At 54.0% G+C, this 17,070-nt stretch carries 5 protein-coding genes; all 5 read left to right on the top strand.

The genetic code is table 11. From position 1 onward, the window contains the following. Positions 1-5 precede the first annotated feature (5 nt). The 5 genes from DSOUD_RS10420 to DSOUD_RS18485 all read left to right on the top strand — a co-directional run bounded on the left by DSOUD_RS10420 (position 6) and on the right by DSOUD_RS18485 (position 17,064). Positions 6-2,180, top strand: coding sequence for a peptidase domain-containing ABC transporter (locus DSOUD_RS10420; protein ID WP_053550950.1), 2,175 nt, complete (start codon positions 6-8; stop codon positions 2,178-2,180). Positions 2,181-2,372: 192 nt separating this feature from the next. Further along, positions 2,373-3,008 carry a hypothetical protein gene (locus DSOUD_RS10415; protein WP_053550949.1) on the top strand — a complete coding sequence of 212 codons (636 nt, stop codon included), beginning with the start codon at positions 2,373-2,375 and terminating at the stop codon, positions 3,006-3,008. 22 nt (positions 3,009-3,030) lie between these two features. After that, positions 3,031-3,459 (top strand): hypothetical protein, encoded by a 429-nt coding sequence (locus tag DSOUD_RS10410; protein WP_053550948.1) that lies wholly within the window; start codon positions 3,031-3,033, stop codon positions 3,457-3,459. Between the two features lie 118 nt (positions 3,460-3,577). Further along, on the top strand, positions 3,578-4,942 hold the full coding sequence (locus tag DSOUD_RS10405) for an ISNCY-like element ISDesu1 family transposase (RefSeq protein ID WP_076611864.1): 1,365 nt from the start codon (positions 3,578-3,580) through the stop codon (positions 4,940-4,942). Between the two features lie 299 nt (positions 4,943-5,241). Further along, complete coding sequence (locus DSOUD_RS18485) at positions 5,242-17,064, top strand: calcium-binding protein (RefSeq protein ID WP_053550946.1); 11,823 nt, start codon at positions 5,242-5,244, stop codon at positions 17,062-17,064. Positions 17,065-17,070: the final 6 nt, after the last annotated feature.

The raw sequence follows: 17,070 nt of genomic DNA, 5'->3' as shown, positions 1-17,070 counted from the left end.
ATCCAATGAAAAAGGCACTAGGGCGCGATGAGGTACTATGGCTGCTTGGTAGCTTAAGTCAACTGCATCGTCTTCCATTTGATGCCAAGCTCGTCGCTCAGCAATTCCCTCCTCCATATACCCAGGCGACTTTCCATGAAGCGGCTCGCAGTCTTGGCTTTAAGACCGGAGCTCATCGGTTAGATGGCAAAAGCTGGCAAGGGATTCCGTTGCCTGCGATTGCCTTCTTGCGGTCGGAATCGCTGGTGCAACCGGTACCCTCGGAGGAGGGTGTTGAAGACTCGCCCGAAGCAACCGACATCCCGCCATCCATTCCCCTGCTGATCGTTAAAACCGATGCCGAAAAGATGATCGGTTTTCGGGCCGGTTCACAAACCCCTGAAGAAATCTTAACTGCAACAGCTTTAGAGCAACTCGAACCCGATCTGATTCTTGTCTCCCGTGATGATTTGCCTGCCGCTGGCGAGGTTGAGGAGATTGCTGGTTTTGCGACCGAGAAGAAGAAATTCGGTTTCGGCTGGTTCGTTGCGGAGCTGCTTAAACACAAAAAGATCTGGCGCGATGTTCTGCTTGCCTCGCTGTCGATTCAACTTGTCGGCTTGGCGACACCGCTCTTTACCCAGGTTATCATCGATAAGGTCGTCGTTCATCAGACCCGCAGTACCCTGATCGTGCTTGGCGTGGCCCTGATCATGTTTATGGTCTTCTCCACAGGCATGAGCTGGCTGCGTCAGTATTTGGTGCTGCATACCGGCAATCGTATCGACGCCGTGTTGGGAAGTAAGGTTTTTCGTCATCTCCTCAGATTACCGCTGCCCTACTTTGAGAACCGCCCGACCGGCACCCAGATCGCCAGATTGCAAGGGGTGGAAACCATCCGTAATTTCGTTTCCGGCGCGGCCATAACCCTGCTGCTCGATCTGCCCTTTCTCTTCATCTTCCTGGCGGTGATGTTTGCTTACTCCTGGGAGCTTTCCCTGATCGCTGTCGGGATACTCAGTATCATTAGTCTGATGAGTTTTTTGATGGTCCCCATCTTCCGCGAGAAACTCAACCTGCAGTTCATGCTCGGCGCTCAGAACCAGGCCTTTTTGACTGAATACATTGCCGGCATGTCTACCGTCAAATCGTTACAGATGGAGCCGGATGTCGACAAAAAATACGGCAACCTTTTTTCCCGCTACCTGTCAGCCGGATTTGCGACCCGTCAGGTCGGTAACACCTACAACGTGATCGCCAACGGGCTGGAACAGACCATGACTCTGTCGCTGCTGCTGGTCGGGGCGTTGCTGGTCATGCGTAACGAGGGGTTCACCGTCGGTATGCTGGTGGCGTTTCAGATGTTCGCTTCACGTATGAGCCAGCCGATGCTGCGCCTGGTCGGATTGTGGCAGGAGTTCCAGCAAGCCAACATCGCCGTCAAGCGTTTGGGCGATATCCTCGATATGCCGCAGGAACCGCACACACTCACTCCCAATCGCGAGAATGTCGGTATAGGGCGAATCGACATAATGGATCTTGCTTTCCGTTACTCCGAGAATCATCCCTGGCTCTACCGTAACCTGAACCTTTCCTTTAAACCCGGTCATCTGACCGTGTTGGCCGGCGCCTCTGGCTGCGGCAAGAGTACGCTGGCCAAGCTTCTGCTCGGCTTCTATCTTCCGCAGGAAGGGAAAATCGCCCTGGATGGCAAGGATATCCGCTATCTCGCGGCCAACGAGCTGCGTAGCGTCTTCGGCGTGGTGCCGCAGGAAACGGTGCTCTTCTCCGGCACGCTCTACGACAACCTGGTGATGGCTCATCCCCATGCGACTTTCACTGAGGTGATTCAGGCCTGCAAGGCCGCGGAGATCCATGAGGTCATCGAATCTCTCTCCGAAGGCTATCAGACCGAGATTGGCGAGCGTGGTACAGGATTGTCAGGTGGACAGCGACAGCGCCTCGCCATTGCCCGGGCGTTACTTAAAAAGCCCAAGATCCTGATCTTTGATGAAGCGGTTTCCAATCTCGATCAACAGACTGCCGAGCTGTTTGCCAAAACCATCAACAAGCTTAAGGGCAAAGTGACGATGTTGTTTATTACCCATCAGGTGCCTAAGGGGTTGCATGTGGATGAGGTGGTGGAACTTGGTGCGATTGTTCGGCAGATGGGGTTGGTTGAAGAGGCGCAGGCGGGGTGATTAGACAGGCTGAATCGAGTTGCGGACTTGTTCTTTAGCTGAAGCAGGTTCATTAAAGCCAATAAGGCACTTAATTGGGCCGCATATCGTTGAACTAAGCGGTGGCTAGGTTGGCCCCCCAAAGACGGGCTTGTTTAAATTAATATTAAGGTTATTTCTAAATTTAAATAAACAAAGTTTCTGGAGGTAACGATGCGTTTGGGTAATGAAAAAGATAAGAAATTCGCTGATGGGGATGAAGCAGAAATAAGGGATCGTAACTGCGCGAAAAAGGACAGTGCTTGGCAGAGTGTAATAAGCCGAGTCAAAAAAACAAACCTGTACCAGATATTTATTGTGAGAGCGATGAAGAGACGCTTCACGAAGTTGATGTATGCAATAACTATCTATTTGCTAATGATTGGCCACATAACTTTTGTCGATTTACTGACGCCACCCCAAAGACTTGATCAACTTGAAACAACAGAAGGTCTTTTACAGGACTTAAATAAATCGGGACGTCGAAGTTATCATAGGATGGTTGTTCGAAAAGAAAATGGCAACCAATACATCTTTAAGGCAAATTTAGATAGTGTTGAATGGAATAAAATAAATGACCTTAAGGGTGAGTTTATAAAAGTTTACTATGATTATGACATTCACCCATTACTTTACAGAGAAAAAATTGTCAAAGCAGTAAGTCATAATAATAATTTTTTAAGAAAGTATGATTATTTCGAAAGATCTGTAGAAGTATACAATTTCGATAAAATTATTTTTGGTTCTTGTTCAGGGGTTGTCTTTATTTTTATTTTTTATATTTACTGGACTAACCGTAAGGAAAATTAAAATTAATTAGGGGGTGAAGAAGATGGCACTACGTGTAGACGAAAAGACAATGGAGGCAGTTGGAACCGTTACTCAACTTATGTCCATCAACGCTAAGCCTGTTGATATTGGTAACGCGGTACGTGCTGCAGCAGATGGAGACGTGGTTGCTCCAGCTCTTACGATGTTAGAAAGTGTTGAAAGCTTTGCCGCGATAATGGGGAAAACATTCAAAAGCGCTGCCGGTGTCTTGGTTGTTGCAAACCTGGTAAATGATGCACGCAATATCAAAAAGGATTTTGATGAAACAGGTTACATAACAGACAGCACTTATCTCGCCACCGCTTCCAGTATTGCAGCAGGCTTAGCTTTAGTTGTTGCTGGCGCTGCCGTGGGTACCGTTGCCGCGCCAGTTGCGTTGGTTGTTGGAACGGTCGCCTCTATTAGCTTGTTTCCATCCGGAAAGTCTTAACTATCTAAAATTACTCACAAATCCTTAGATTTTAGACTTGATTTTTATCTTTAGCCATGGCAGAATTAGCCTCTAACATGTTGAATTTGTTCTGATTTCAATGTGGTCAGGAGGCCTCGTGAGGCAAAAAATCAATCGACAAATGTCTATCTTTGACCTACTGCATACCAGTGCCATCGCCAAGGAGCTGCGCTGCATTTCCCAGATTTTGGATCACACCCCTGCGATTCTCGATGCCGTTCACCGCGACCTGCTCCAAGGGCGGCGTGCGGATACCGGCCGCCTGGGGCTGAATGCCGATCAGGTGCTGCGCTGCGCCATTCTCAAGCAGTATCGTGAGCTCACCTATGAGGAGCTGGCCTTTTATTTGGAGGACTCGGCCGCCTTTCGCGCCTTTGCGCGACTGGAGATGGGTGTTTATCCCCGCAAGTCAATTCTTCAGGACAGTATCAAGAGCTTGAACGAATCGACCTGGGAGAGTCTGCACCAGCTCATCCTCGGCTATGCTGCCGGGGCGAAGATCGAAACGGGGAAGAAGGTGCGCATCGACTCCACCGCCATCGAGACAAACATCCATGCCCCGACCGACTCCTCCTTGCTTTTTGACGGCATCCGGATCATGACGCGTTGGATGACTGAAGGCCATCAGCTCAAGCCCCGCCCAGACTATCAGTTCTCAGACCATCGACGGGTGGCCAAAAAACGGGTCCTGGCGATCCTCAATACCCGCAAGAAGGAAACCCGTGTGGCTGCTTATCGCGATCTGGTAGGGGTGGCCCACAAGGTTTGCGGCTATGCTCGAGGGGCCATCCCCGTTCTGGGAAAATATCAGAACGCCAGCTTTCAAGACGGCTGCACGGCCCACCTTCTGGCGCAAAAACTTGAGCGTGCCCTGCGCATTCTCGAAAAGGTCATCGACCAAACAGAGCGGCGCGTCTTCAAAGAAGAAAGCGTCCCGGCCTCGGAGAAAATCATCTCCTTCTTCGAGAGCCATAGCGACATCATCGTCAAGTCTCGCCGGGACACCGAGTACGGCCATAAGGTTTTCTTCACCGGCGGCGCCTCCAACTTGATCCTGGACTGCCTCATCCCCCGGGGCAATCCGGCAGACAGTGAGCAGTACTGCGAACTCCTGGATCGGCATGAGCAAACTTACGCCAGCATGCCGCGCCAAGTCAGCGCCGATGGCGGGTTCGCATCCAAGAGCAACCTGGCTTTTGCCAAGGATCATCAGGTCAAGGACGCCGTATTCGCCAAGCGTCGTGGCCTGGGTGTGCTCGATATGGCCAAGAGCAACTGGGTCTACAAGCGACTGAAAAACTTCCGTGCCGGCATTGAGGCCAACATTTCCGCGTTAAAGCGTCGCTTTGGCCTGAGTCGCTGCAATTGGAGTGGGTGGCGCGGGTTCAGGCGCTATGTCTGGAGCAATGTCGTGTCGTATAACCTGCTGGTGTTGGCCCGAATCGAGCTGGCTAAAGGTTAAACCCAGCATTCTCAGAGTGGAAAAATGACCCCAGAGGGAGCAGTGCACCCAAAAACTGCGAATCGAAGGCAGTTGGAGCAGGTTTCCCGAGAATCGAAGTTTGAACTGACCGACCCGGATCTTCATACCGACGTCAAGTGGCCCTCGTTCCGTAAGAAAACCGGGGTTTCCGGACGGACACTAGCTTAGGGGTCGCAGCGCTTTTTTCTGATTCTGGAGGTGATGACAAGAGGGAGATACAGGATGCTCTCGATGGCTGTTGGGTCGCACTAGCTGATGCAGGAAGCGATTTCGCAGTCATGATGACGGAAGTTAAAGATGACGTCGCAGATGCTTACAATGAAAGTTTGGACTCTATTGAAGCAGCCATAGAATATGCCTCTGATGAACTGGTCGAGTTTGGGCAGGAGTTGAGAACGGAAGCCCAACGGTTAATCGACGAAGCTCTAGAGTCCGGGGCAGAACAGGCGAAAGAAACTTGGCAAGATGTTGTTGAGACAATTGACAAAATTGAAAAATCTGCAATAGCCGCCAATGCACTTGTACAGGCGACTGCAGAAGAATTCGCTCAAGCCGTAGAAAATATGGTGGATAGAGCCCAAGAGGTTACTGAGCAAATTGAGCAGCTAGGTGATAGCGTTGCGGGAATGGTTGTCAAAACATATTTAGAGTTAGCGAAAAGAGCAGACGAGCTTGGAGATGAGGCTGGTGAATGGGTCGATTCCTCGATTGAAAAATTGGTTCGTATTGCAAACGACTTTGGAGATTACCTGACCGAGGAAGGGTCTAATCTCGTTAACGACATCAAAGCAACAATCTCCGATCTTTTCAATAACGCTCAATCCGCTATCCTTCGCCGTGACCCGCTCACCCTCGACTTAGACGGTGATGGCCTCGAAACTGTTGGCATCAACTCTGCTAAGCCAATCCTCTTCGACCACACAGGTGACGGCATCAAAACTGCTACCGGTTGGATCAAGCCAGACGACGGCTTCCTCGTCCTCGACCGCAACGGCAACGGCACCATCGACAACGGCACCGAACTCTTCGGCGACTCCACTCCGCTGTTCGATGCAGATGGCCAGGTGATTGGCAAGGCCGAAGACGGCTTCGCAGCCCTGGCTCAGGAAGACACCAACGGCGACGGTGTGGTCAATGCACAGGATGCTAATTTCAACGATCTGCGCATCTGGCGCGATCTCAACAGCGACGGCATCAGTCAGGAAGGCGAACTGCAAAGCTTGACCGAGGCTGGCATCACCGCGATCAATGTTGCCAAAACTGAAAATTCTCAGCCCTTGGCTAACGGCAACCTGCTTGCTGACCTGGGCAGCTATGTACGTAGCGACGGCAGCGAAGGTGGCGTAGGGTCTGTTAGTGCTGAGCTGGGGGATATCGACCTGGCGGAAGACACGTTCCACAGTGAATTCGCCGACAGCATTCCTCTCACCGAAGAAGCACAAGCGCTCCCCGATATGAACGGTTCCGGGCAAGTGCGTTCCCTGCGCGAGGCGGCAAGTCTCTCCCCAGAAGTGGCCGCAATCCTCGACCAATATGCGCAAGCCACCACACGCTCTGCACAGCTGGCACTCCTCGATCAACTGATTGTTGCCTGGGGAGAAACCTCGGGACTGGCGGTTACAGGAGACGGCGCTTACGACGGCGCAGAAACCTCCGTGTCCATTGCCGGTTACGCGGAAGGCAGCGCTGGTTACGAAGCCTGGATGACCAAGCTGCAAACCCTGGAGCGTTTCAATGGACGCCCCTTTGCCACACCCGCAGAAGGTGCGGAGAGTGTTTCCATTAACCTCTTTGGTGCTCGGCAAAGTTTCCTCAATCAATCGTGGTCCGCTTTACGCCAGTCGGTTTACGATGGTCTTTTGCAACAGACCCGTCTCAAGCCCTATCTTGATGCCATTGCCCTGACTGTGAATGATTCTGGCTTGGCCATTGACTTCACCGGCACGGCAGCTGCTTTTGCGGACAGACATGCCAGCGCACCAGGCGAAGCTGTACGCGATCTGCTTGATCTACAACGCATTTCCGGAACCGACCTGAATGGCATGGGTTGGGACGGCTACGGGCAACTACGTGGCTGGTTGGCCGACACAGTTGTCAGTACTGACCCGACCCTGAACGCTACGTTAATTGCAGCTCTCGGCGACTTCGGCTATCCGGGTCTGCAGACCGACGGCAGCGGCACCAACGCCAGCGAAGCAGTGATTGGCGATGATGCCGGTGCAACGCTTAACGGTGAAGGGGGCAACGATCTTCTCCTCGGTGGCGACAGCAACGACACTCTCAATGGCGGCAGCGGCAATGATGTACTCTATGGCGGCACCGGTGACGATACCTATCGCTTCAACCTCGGTGACGACAACGACACGATTGTCGAAAGCGCAGGTAATAGCGGCAGCGATACCCTTGAATTCGGCCCCGACATTCTCGCTGGAGACATCAGCATCAGTGTCGAAGGCGACAAACTGGTCTTTGCGCACAGTAACGGCCAAGACCGTGTCTCTGTCGCCAACTGGTTTAATAGCCTCGACGATTCTGCTCACCGCCTGGATACCGTGCTTTTTGCCGATGGCAGCAGCTTTGATCTCAATACGTTGCAACTCGGCACCACCGAGAGCGACACCCTCACCGGTACCGATGGCAACGATATCCTCATCGGTGACGCTGGTGACGACACTCTGGACGGCGGCAACGGCAACGACTGGATCGACGGCGGCAGCGGCGCCGATCAGATGACCGGCGGCGACGGCGACGATATCTATGTGGTCGATAACAGCGGCGATGTTGTCACCGAAGCAGTCGATGGCGGCATCGATACCGTTGATAGCAAGATATCCACTACGCTCAGTGACAATGTCGAAAACTTGCGCCTGGCAGGTGTTGCCGGAATCAGCGGCACCGGCAATGAGCTGGATAACACCATCAGCGGCAATGCTGGTAACAATGCCCTGTACGGCATGGTAGGCGACGACACTCTCCTTGGCAACGCGGGCAACGATACTCTCGATGGCGGGGTTGGGGCCGATACCATGGCAGGCGGTAGCGGCGACGATACTTACCTTGTTGATGACGTGAATGACAGCGTCAGTGAAGCGGCCGGAGAAGGCAACGATACGGTTCAAAGCGACATCGACTACACTTTGGGCGAAAACGTCGAGAACCTGACCCTGACCGGCGCAGAGAACCTGACCGGTACAGGTAACAGCCTGAACAACGTCATCACCGGCAATGCAGGCGATAACACCCTCTCCGGGTTTGCCGGAAACGACACCTTAAACGGTGGCGCGGGTAGCGATACCATGATGGGCGGCACCGGTAATGATACCTACGTGGTGGAAAGTGATGGTGATACCGTCGTCGAAGCTTTGAACGAGGGGATCGATACCGTCGAATCAAGCATCACCCGCAGCCTCTCCGACAACGTCGAAAATCTGACTCTGACCGGTTCTGCCAATATCGACGGCATCGGCAATGAACTTGATAACGTCATCACCGGTAATACAGGCAGCAACACTCTCGATGGCCTGGAAGGGAATGACACCCTTGATGGCGGTGCGGGCGCTGATACCATGTCCGGCGGGACGGGCAATGATACCTACATCGTCGACAACGCCGGTGACACAGTCATTGAAGCCGAGAGCGAAGGGATCGATACCGTCCGCTCAAGTGTGACCCGCACCCTCTCCGACAATGTCGAAAACCTCACTCTCACCGGCGGCCTGGCCATCAACGCCACCGGCAACGAACTGGATAACGTGCTGGTCGGTAACAACGCCGCCAACGTGCTGGACGGCGGAGTGGGCGCGGACCACATGGCCGGCAGCTACGGCAATGATACCTATATCCTCGATGACGCTGGCGATACGGTCAGCGAACTGTACGGCCAGGGTACCGATACGGTGGTTGCCCCCTTCGATTACACTCTGGGCGACAATGTCGAGAATCTGAATCTTACCGGAACAGCTTTGACTGGTACCGGCAACAGCCTTAACAACGTGATTACCGGCACCGACGCAGATAACCTTCTGACCGGTCTCGATGGTAACGACACCTTGAACGGCGGTGTGGGCTCAGACACCATGGTCGGCGGTCGTGGCGACGACACCTTTGTGGTGGAGAGTGACGGCGACACTGTGGTTGAAGCAGCAGGCGAAGGGATTGATACGGTCCAGTCGAGCATCACGCGCACTCTGTCCGACAATGTCGACAACCTGACTTTGACCGGCACTGAGGATATCGACGGCACGGGCAATGAGTTGAACAATGTGATTATTGGCAACACAGGCACCAATACACTGACTGGCCTGGAAGGCGATGACACCCTTGATGGCGGCACAGGCGCGGATGCCATGTCTGGCGGAATCGGCAACGACACCTATGTCGTGGACAATGCCGGCGATGATGTGATTGAAGCTGCGGGTGAGGGAACCGACATCGTCAAAGCAAGTATCGATTACACCCTGACCGATAACGTTGAAAACCTCACTCTCACTGGTAACTCCGCAATCGACGGCACCGGCAATGAGCTGGACAACGTGATCCTCGGTAACAGCAGCAGCAACACCCTGACCGGCCTGGACGGCAACGACACCTTAAATGGCGGCGCAGGCGCTGATACCTTGGTGGGCGGCACCGGCGACGACAGCTATATCGTCGATAATGCCGGTGACACGGTGGTTGAGAATACCGGAGAAGGCATTGATACCGTCAACGCAAGTGTTTCCCACACCCTGAGTGATAATGTCGAAAACCTGACCCTGACTGGTTCCGGCAATATCAACGCCACCGGCAACGCTCTGGATAACGAGATTTTTGGCAACAGCGGCGCAAACATCCTTGATGGCGGTGCCGGTGTCGATATGATGGCTGGCGGTGCCGGTAACGACACTTACGTGGTCGATGAGAGCACGGACGTGGTGGTCGAACAGGCCGGTGGCGGAGAGGATAACGTCCTTTCCTCTGTTGATTATACGCTCTCCGACAACGTCGAACATCTGACCTTGACCGGCACGGACGCCATTGACGGTACGGGCAATGCTTCTGACAATACCATCACCGGCAATGAGGCGAATAACATCCTCTCCGGCCTTGCTGGCAATGACACTCTGGTCGGCAATGGCGGCGACGATCTGCTCAACGGCGGTGTTGGTGCCGACGTTATGACCGGTGGAACCGGTGGCGATACCTATATCGTTGATAACGAAGGTGATGTTGTTAACGAAATCGAGGGGGAAGGCACTGATACCGTTGAATCCAGTATCAGCTACACCCTGGGCGATACGGTAGAAAACCTGACCTTGACCGGTACGGAAGCCGTTGACGGCACCGGTAACGAATCCGGTAACGTTTTGACCGGCAACGCCGCAGCCAACACCCTTTCCGGTCTGGAAGGTGACGATACCTTGGCTGGCCAGGGTGGCGATGACCTGCTCGATGGCGGCCTCGGTGCCGATGCCATGGCTGGCGGGACGGGCGACGATACCTATGTGGTCGATGATGCCGGTGATGTTGTTGCGGAACTGCTGGATGAAGGCAACGACACGGTCGAGTCGAGCATCGATTACACGCTGACCGATAATGTCGAAAACCTCACCCTGACCGGCACGGAAGCCCTCGACGGTACCGGCAATGAACTGGACAATACGCTGACCGGTAACAGCGCCGCAAACACTCTCGATGGCGGAACCGGTGCAGATACCATGGTCGGTGGCGCGGGCAACGATTCCTACCTGGCTGATAACGCCGGTGATACGGTGGTTGAGAATTCCGGCGAAGGGACCGATACAGTCATTGCCAGTGTTGACCACACTCTGGATGACAATGTCGAAAACCTCACCTTGACCGGCACTGAGGATCTCAATGGTACCGGTAATGCCCTGTCGAACGTGATTACCGGCAACAGCGGCACCAACGTTCTCACCGGCGGTGCCGGCAACGATACCTACAATGTGGATCGCACCGATGACGTGGTGGTGGAAAATGTCAACGAAGGCACTGACACCGTCAATTCATCGGCAACCTACACCTTGTCAGAGAATGTCGAGAATCTGAACCTGACCGGTAGCGAAAATATCGATGGTACTGGCAACGCCCTGAATAACACCATTAACGGCAACAGCGGCGACAACGTCATCGATGGTGAAGCCGGAGCCGACACCATGTCGGGAGGAACTGGCAACGATACCTACATTGTCGATCATACCAGCGACAGAGTGGTTGAAGGCTATAACGCAGGAACCGATCATGTTCTTTCTTCTGTGAGCCACACCCTCTCCAGTAATGTAGAGAACCTGACGCTGACCGGAACTGCCGACATCAACGGTACCGGAAATAATCTGAACAACGTGATTATCGGCAATGTCGGTAACAACATTATCAACGGCGGCAGCGGTGCAGACGCCATGGCTGGTGGTGAGGGCAACGACACTTACACCGTCGATAACAGTGGCGATACGGTAAGCGAGAATGCTGGCGAAGGGATCGACACGGTTAACTCAAGCGTGTCCCACACCCTGAGCGACAATGTCGAAAACCTCAATCTAACCGGATCTTCTTCGATCAGCGGTACCGGTAATGATCTGGACAACGTGATCGTTGGCAACTCGGGTCATAACACCCTCTCCGGTCGGGACGGCAATGACAGGCTGACCGGCAACTCCGGTAACGATATTCTGGACGGCGGCACGGGTGCCGACAGTATGGCCGGTGGTTCTGGTAACGATACCTACGTGGTTGATAACGATGGCGATCTCGTGACTGAGGGTTACGGACAGGGAACCGATACGGTCAATTCAAGTATCACCTACAATTTGACTGACAACGTCGAAAATCTGAATCTGACCGGAGCGGCAGCGATTGACGGTGTCGGCAACAATCTCAACAATGTGATCAACGGCAACAGTGCCGATAACGTCATCGACGGCGCTGCGGGCAACGATACTTTGAACGCTGGTAGCGGTGACGACACCCTGATCGGCGGTGACGGCAACGACACCCTGAATGGCGAAGCTGGCAATGACGCGCTTTATGGCAATGCTGGTAACGACCTGCTCAATGGCGGCACAGGCGCTGATGCCATGGCAGGCGGCACTGGTAATGATACCTACATCGTTGACAATGCCGGTGATCTGGTCACGGAAAATCCAGGCGAGGGCACCGATCTGGTCAACTCCAGCATTACCTACACCTTGACCGACAACGTCGAAAATCTCACTCTGACCGGTTCGGCAAACATTGACGGAACCGGCAATGAGATCAACAACATTGTCACCGGTAACAATGGTGCCAATGTTATGGACGGCCAGGCCGGTCACGACACCCTCTACGGCAATGCCGGCAACGACACCATCTCCGGTGGCGACGGCAACGACCTGCTCAATGGCGGCACGGGTGCCGATGCCATGGACGGTGGCACGGGCGACGATACCTACATTGTCGATAACGCTGGCGATACGGTCGCAGAGAATACGGGCGAGGGGCTCGACACGGTCAACTCAAGTGTTTCCAACACCTTAAGCGACAATGTCGAGAATCTAAACCTGACTGGTTCCGCTTCGATCAACGGTACCGGTAACGATCTGGATAATGTCATGGTCGGCAACTCCGGCCATAACATTCTTTCCGGTCAAGATGGTAACGACACGCTGACCGGCAACTCCGGTAACGACACCCTCTATGGCGGTAGCGGTGATGACACCCTGACCAGCAACGCGGGTAATGATCTGCTTGATGGTGGTACCGGCGCTGACGTTATGGCTGGCGGCACGGGCGACGATACGTATGTCGTCGACCATGATGGTGATATCGTGACAGAGGCCGCCGGGCAAGGAACCGATCATGTCAAAGCTGACATTACCTATACTCTGACCAACAACGTTGAAAACCTGACCTTGACTGGAACGGAAGCGATTGACGGTACGGGAAATGTGCTCAATAACCAGATTGTCGGAAATAGTGCTGACAACGTCCTTGATGGCGCTGCCGGCAACGATACCCTGCACGCTGGTAGCGGCGACGATAGCCTGATCGGTGGTGACGGCAACGACACTCTGAATGGCGAAGCTGGCAACGATGCCCTCTTCGGCAATGCTGGCGACGATATGCTCAACGGCGGCACGGGTGCCGACAGCATGGCCGGTGGTTCTGGTAACGATACCTATATTGTTGATAATGCCGGTGATCTGGTCACGGAAAATTCAGGAGAAGGCACCGACCTGGTTAACTCCAGTATCGATTACACTTTGACCGACAACGTCGAGAATCTCACTCTGACTGGTTCGGCAAACATTGACGGCACCGGCAACGAGATCAACAACATTGTCACCGGTAACAGTGGTGCCAATGTTATGGACGGTCTGGCCGGTAACGACACCCTGTACGGCAATGCCGGTAACGACACCCTGTACGGCGGCGAGGGCAACGACCTGCTCGACGGCGGAAGCGGAGCCGATGCCATGGCCGGCGGTACGGGTGACGATACCTACATCGTCGACAACGCTGGCGATACGGTCGCAGAGAATGCGGGCGAGGGGCTCGATACGGTCAACTCAAGCGTTTCTCACACCTTAAGCGATAACATCGAGAACCTGAACCTGACGGGTTCCTCCTCGATCAACGGTATTGGTAACGATCTGGACAATGTCATTATCGGTAATGCTGGCAATAACACTCTCTCCGGTCTTGACGGTAACGACACTCTAACCGGGAATTCCGGCAATGACGTTCTCAACGGAGGCAGTGGTGCTGATACCATGGCTGGTGGGGCGGGCAACGATACCTATGTGGTGGACGCTGAGGGCGATGTTGTGATTGAGGCGGTCAACGCCGGCACTGACACTGTTCAATCGAGCATCGATTACACCTTGACAAACAATGTCGAGAATCTGACGTTGACCGGTTCAGCAGATATCAATGGTACAGGAAACTCTCTCAATAACCTGATCACCGGCAATAGTGGTGCGAACATCCTTGATGGCGGATCAGGTGTGGATACCTTGGCAGGTGGTGAGGGCGACGACACTTATATGATCGACAATTCTTCCGATGTTGTGGTGGAAGCGGTCGATGGCGGTACCGACACAGTGTACTCCAGCGCGAACTACACCTTAAGTGGCAATATCGAAAACCTGACCCTGATCGGTTCGGCTGCGCTCAGCGGTACCGGCAACGCGGTGGATAACGTCATCACCGGCAACACGGGCAACAACACCCTTTCCGGTGAGGGCGGTCATGACATCCTGCTCGGCGGCGCTGGCAATGATGCCTTAAACGGTGGCAGCGGTGCTGATCAGCTGTTCGGTGAAGCGGGTAACGATACCCTCAATGGAGGTTCGGATGCGGACGTCATGGTCGGTGGAACCGGCGATGATACCTACGTGGTGGATAACGCGAGCGATGTGGTTACTGAAGCTGCTGGAGAGGGTAACGACACCGTTCAGACCACGATTGACTATAGCTTGGGCGACAATGTCGAGAACCTGACCTTGACCGGCTCAGCTGCGCTCAGCGGTACAGGTAACGAACTGGATAACGTAATTGCCGGAAATGGCAACGCCAATGTCCTGAACGGCCAGGAAGGTCATGACACCCTGATTGGAAACGGTGGTGACGACACTCTCGACGGTGGTTCAGGTGCCGATCTCATGCAGGGCGGTACGGGGAACGACACCTATCTGGTGGATGATGTCAATGATACGGTTGTCGAGTTGGCTGGTGGTGGCTTTGATAGCGTGTTGACGGGCCTGAACTATGTCTTGCCCGAACATGTCGAGAAACTGATGCTCTCTGGCCATGTCGACGTGAGCGGTACCGGCAACAGTCTGGCCAACACCATTATAGGAAACGATGGCGCTAATACTCTGGATGGTGGTTCGGGTGCCGATACCTTGGCTGGCGGCGCTGGCGACGACACCTACATCGTTGATCATGCTGGCGACACCGTGGTGGAAGCCGCCGGTGAAGGAACTGACACCGTACAGGCAAGCGCCAGTCACACCTTGGAGGCTAATGTCGAGAATCTGCTTCTGACCGGCAATGCGGCTATCAGCGGCACCGGCAACGAGTTGGACAACGTGATTACGGGGAACAGTGCTGCGAATGTCCTCGCTGGAGAGGGTGGTAATGACACACTCGACGGTGGCTTTGGCGCGGATATCATGGCGGGCGGAACCGGTGATGATACCTACATCGTCGACAACGCAGGTGATACCGTGACAGAAGCTGCTGGCGAAGGGCTCGATACTGTTTACTCAAGCGTCAGCCAGACCTTGGCAGCCAATGTTGAAAACCTGGTTCTCACCGGCACTGCGAACACCAACGGCGTCGGTAACAATCTAAGCAACAGTCTGGTTGGTAGCGCTGGTGACAACATCCTGAGTGGTGGCGGCGGCAACGACCAACTTGAGGGCGGTCTGGGTAGCGACACTCTGTCTGGTGGCGCTGGTGACGATCACTATATCTTCCGCCCCGGCGATGGCAATGACACGATTGTTGACGCCCTGGGCAATAACTCCATGTATGTGGGCGGCGGCCTCACCGAATTCGATCTGGAAGCGGATCGCGTCGGCGACGATATGCTGGTCAGAGTGCTTGGCAGCACGGAGTCTTTCCTCCTTTCCGACTGGTTCGCGCAGAGCGCAAGCGATGGGCTCAACGTCATGACGTTTGACGACGGTACCGTGCTGGATCGTGACGGCATTGAACTGCTGATCAATCGTCCGCCGGTTGCCAACACAGATTACATCACCACCTATGAGGACGGTGGATCACTCAACTTCCCGGCCAGCACCTTGCTTGCCAACGACACCGATCCTAACCCTGACGATATCCTGACCGTCCTCTCGGTTGGCGAATCGGGGGTCGGCGCTTCGGTCTTCCTGGTTGATGGTGAAGTCTCTTACGATATTGGCGATCAGTTCCAGGAGCTTGCACAAGGCGAAGGCCTCAAAGATAGCTTTTCTTACACGATCAGCGATGATAAAGCTGCACAGAATACCGGAACTGTCGAAGTCGAAATCATTGGCGTTAACGACGCGCCTGTGGTGATGGCGGATGAAGGGCAGACCGTCGAAGATCTTATGACCTCAACCAGCGGCAACGTCCTTGAGAACGACACCGATATTGACAACGGAACCGTCCTCACCGTCGCGGATCATGGCAATCAGGTTGGTGAATACGGTACCTTGTCTGTGGCGGCCGATGGCAAGTACACTTATGCTCTCGACAACGAAGATGCCGTCGTTCAGACGCTGGGCCGTTCCCATGAAAAGACAGAGACTTTTGCCTACAGCGCGACGGACGGTATTGTAGATGTCGCATCTACGTTGAGCATTCAGGTCAATGGCGGCAATGATGCTCCCATTTTAGTGGCGCCCTTGGCAGATCAGGACTTTACCTTCCACAAACCGTTTGAATGGCAGATGCCTGCCGACAGCTTTGTCGATATCGACCAGGGCGATGTTCTGGATTATTCCGCAACCTTGGCGGATGGGTCACCACTGCCTGACTGGATCTCTTTTGACCCCACTACCCAGACCTTCTCCGGATGGACACCAAAGATGGTCGGTTCCATAGATATTTGCGTGACGGCAACGGACCGGGTGGAGTCAACGGGTAGCACAGAAGGTAGTTTGTCTGCTTCCGATGTCTTTACCTTCTCGATCAGTCACAGTAACCAAGGGGTGGGCAATGGTGAGGATGCTGCCCCCCCGGGCCAGGATACCAACTTCAACGATGGTCCGGGTACGTCGCCGGGGGGCCCTGGTGCCAAGGACAAGAAGACTGCTGTTGCAGCCAAAACGACGGTTACTTATCTCGACCTGAGTCAGGTGAACACCTTGATGGGAACGTCCGCCGTGCAACCAGTGGCAACTGCAGAAGGCGAGATATTTGCTGGTTGGCAGAACATGCAGGCTGCCGTAAACGATGACTCTCTGTTGTATGACAAGGGTGCTTGGTCTGATGATCGCCAGGGCGCTGATGTGTCTTCAATGAATAAAGCAATGAGTGGCCTTCTGTCGTCAACGCAGCCTTTTGGCCTGGATGGTTCAGAATTGACACCGTCCAACAGCACGTTGCTGAAAGTTAATAACGGCAAGAAGTCCTAGCCACGA

It is taken from the genome of Desulfuromonas soudanensis (assembly GCF_001278055.1).
GTDB classification, from domain to species: Bacteria; Desulfobacterota; Desulfuromonadia; order Desulfuromonadales; family WTL; genus Deferrimonas; species Deferrimonas soudanensis.
Note: the sequence above shows the minus strand (reverse complement) of the source record. Positions and strands in the feature narration are given on the sequence as shown.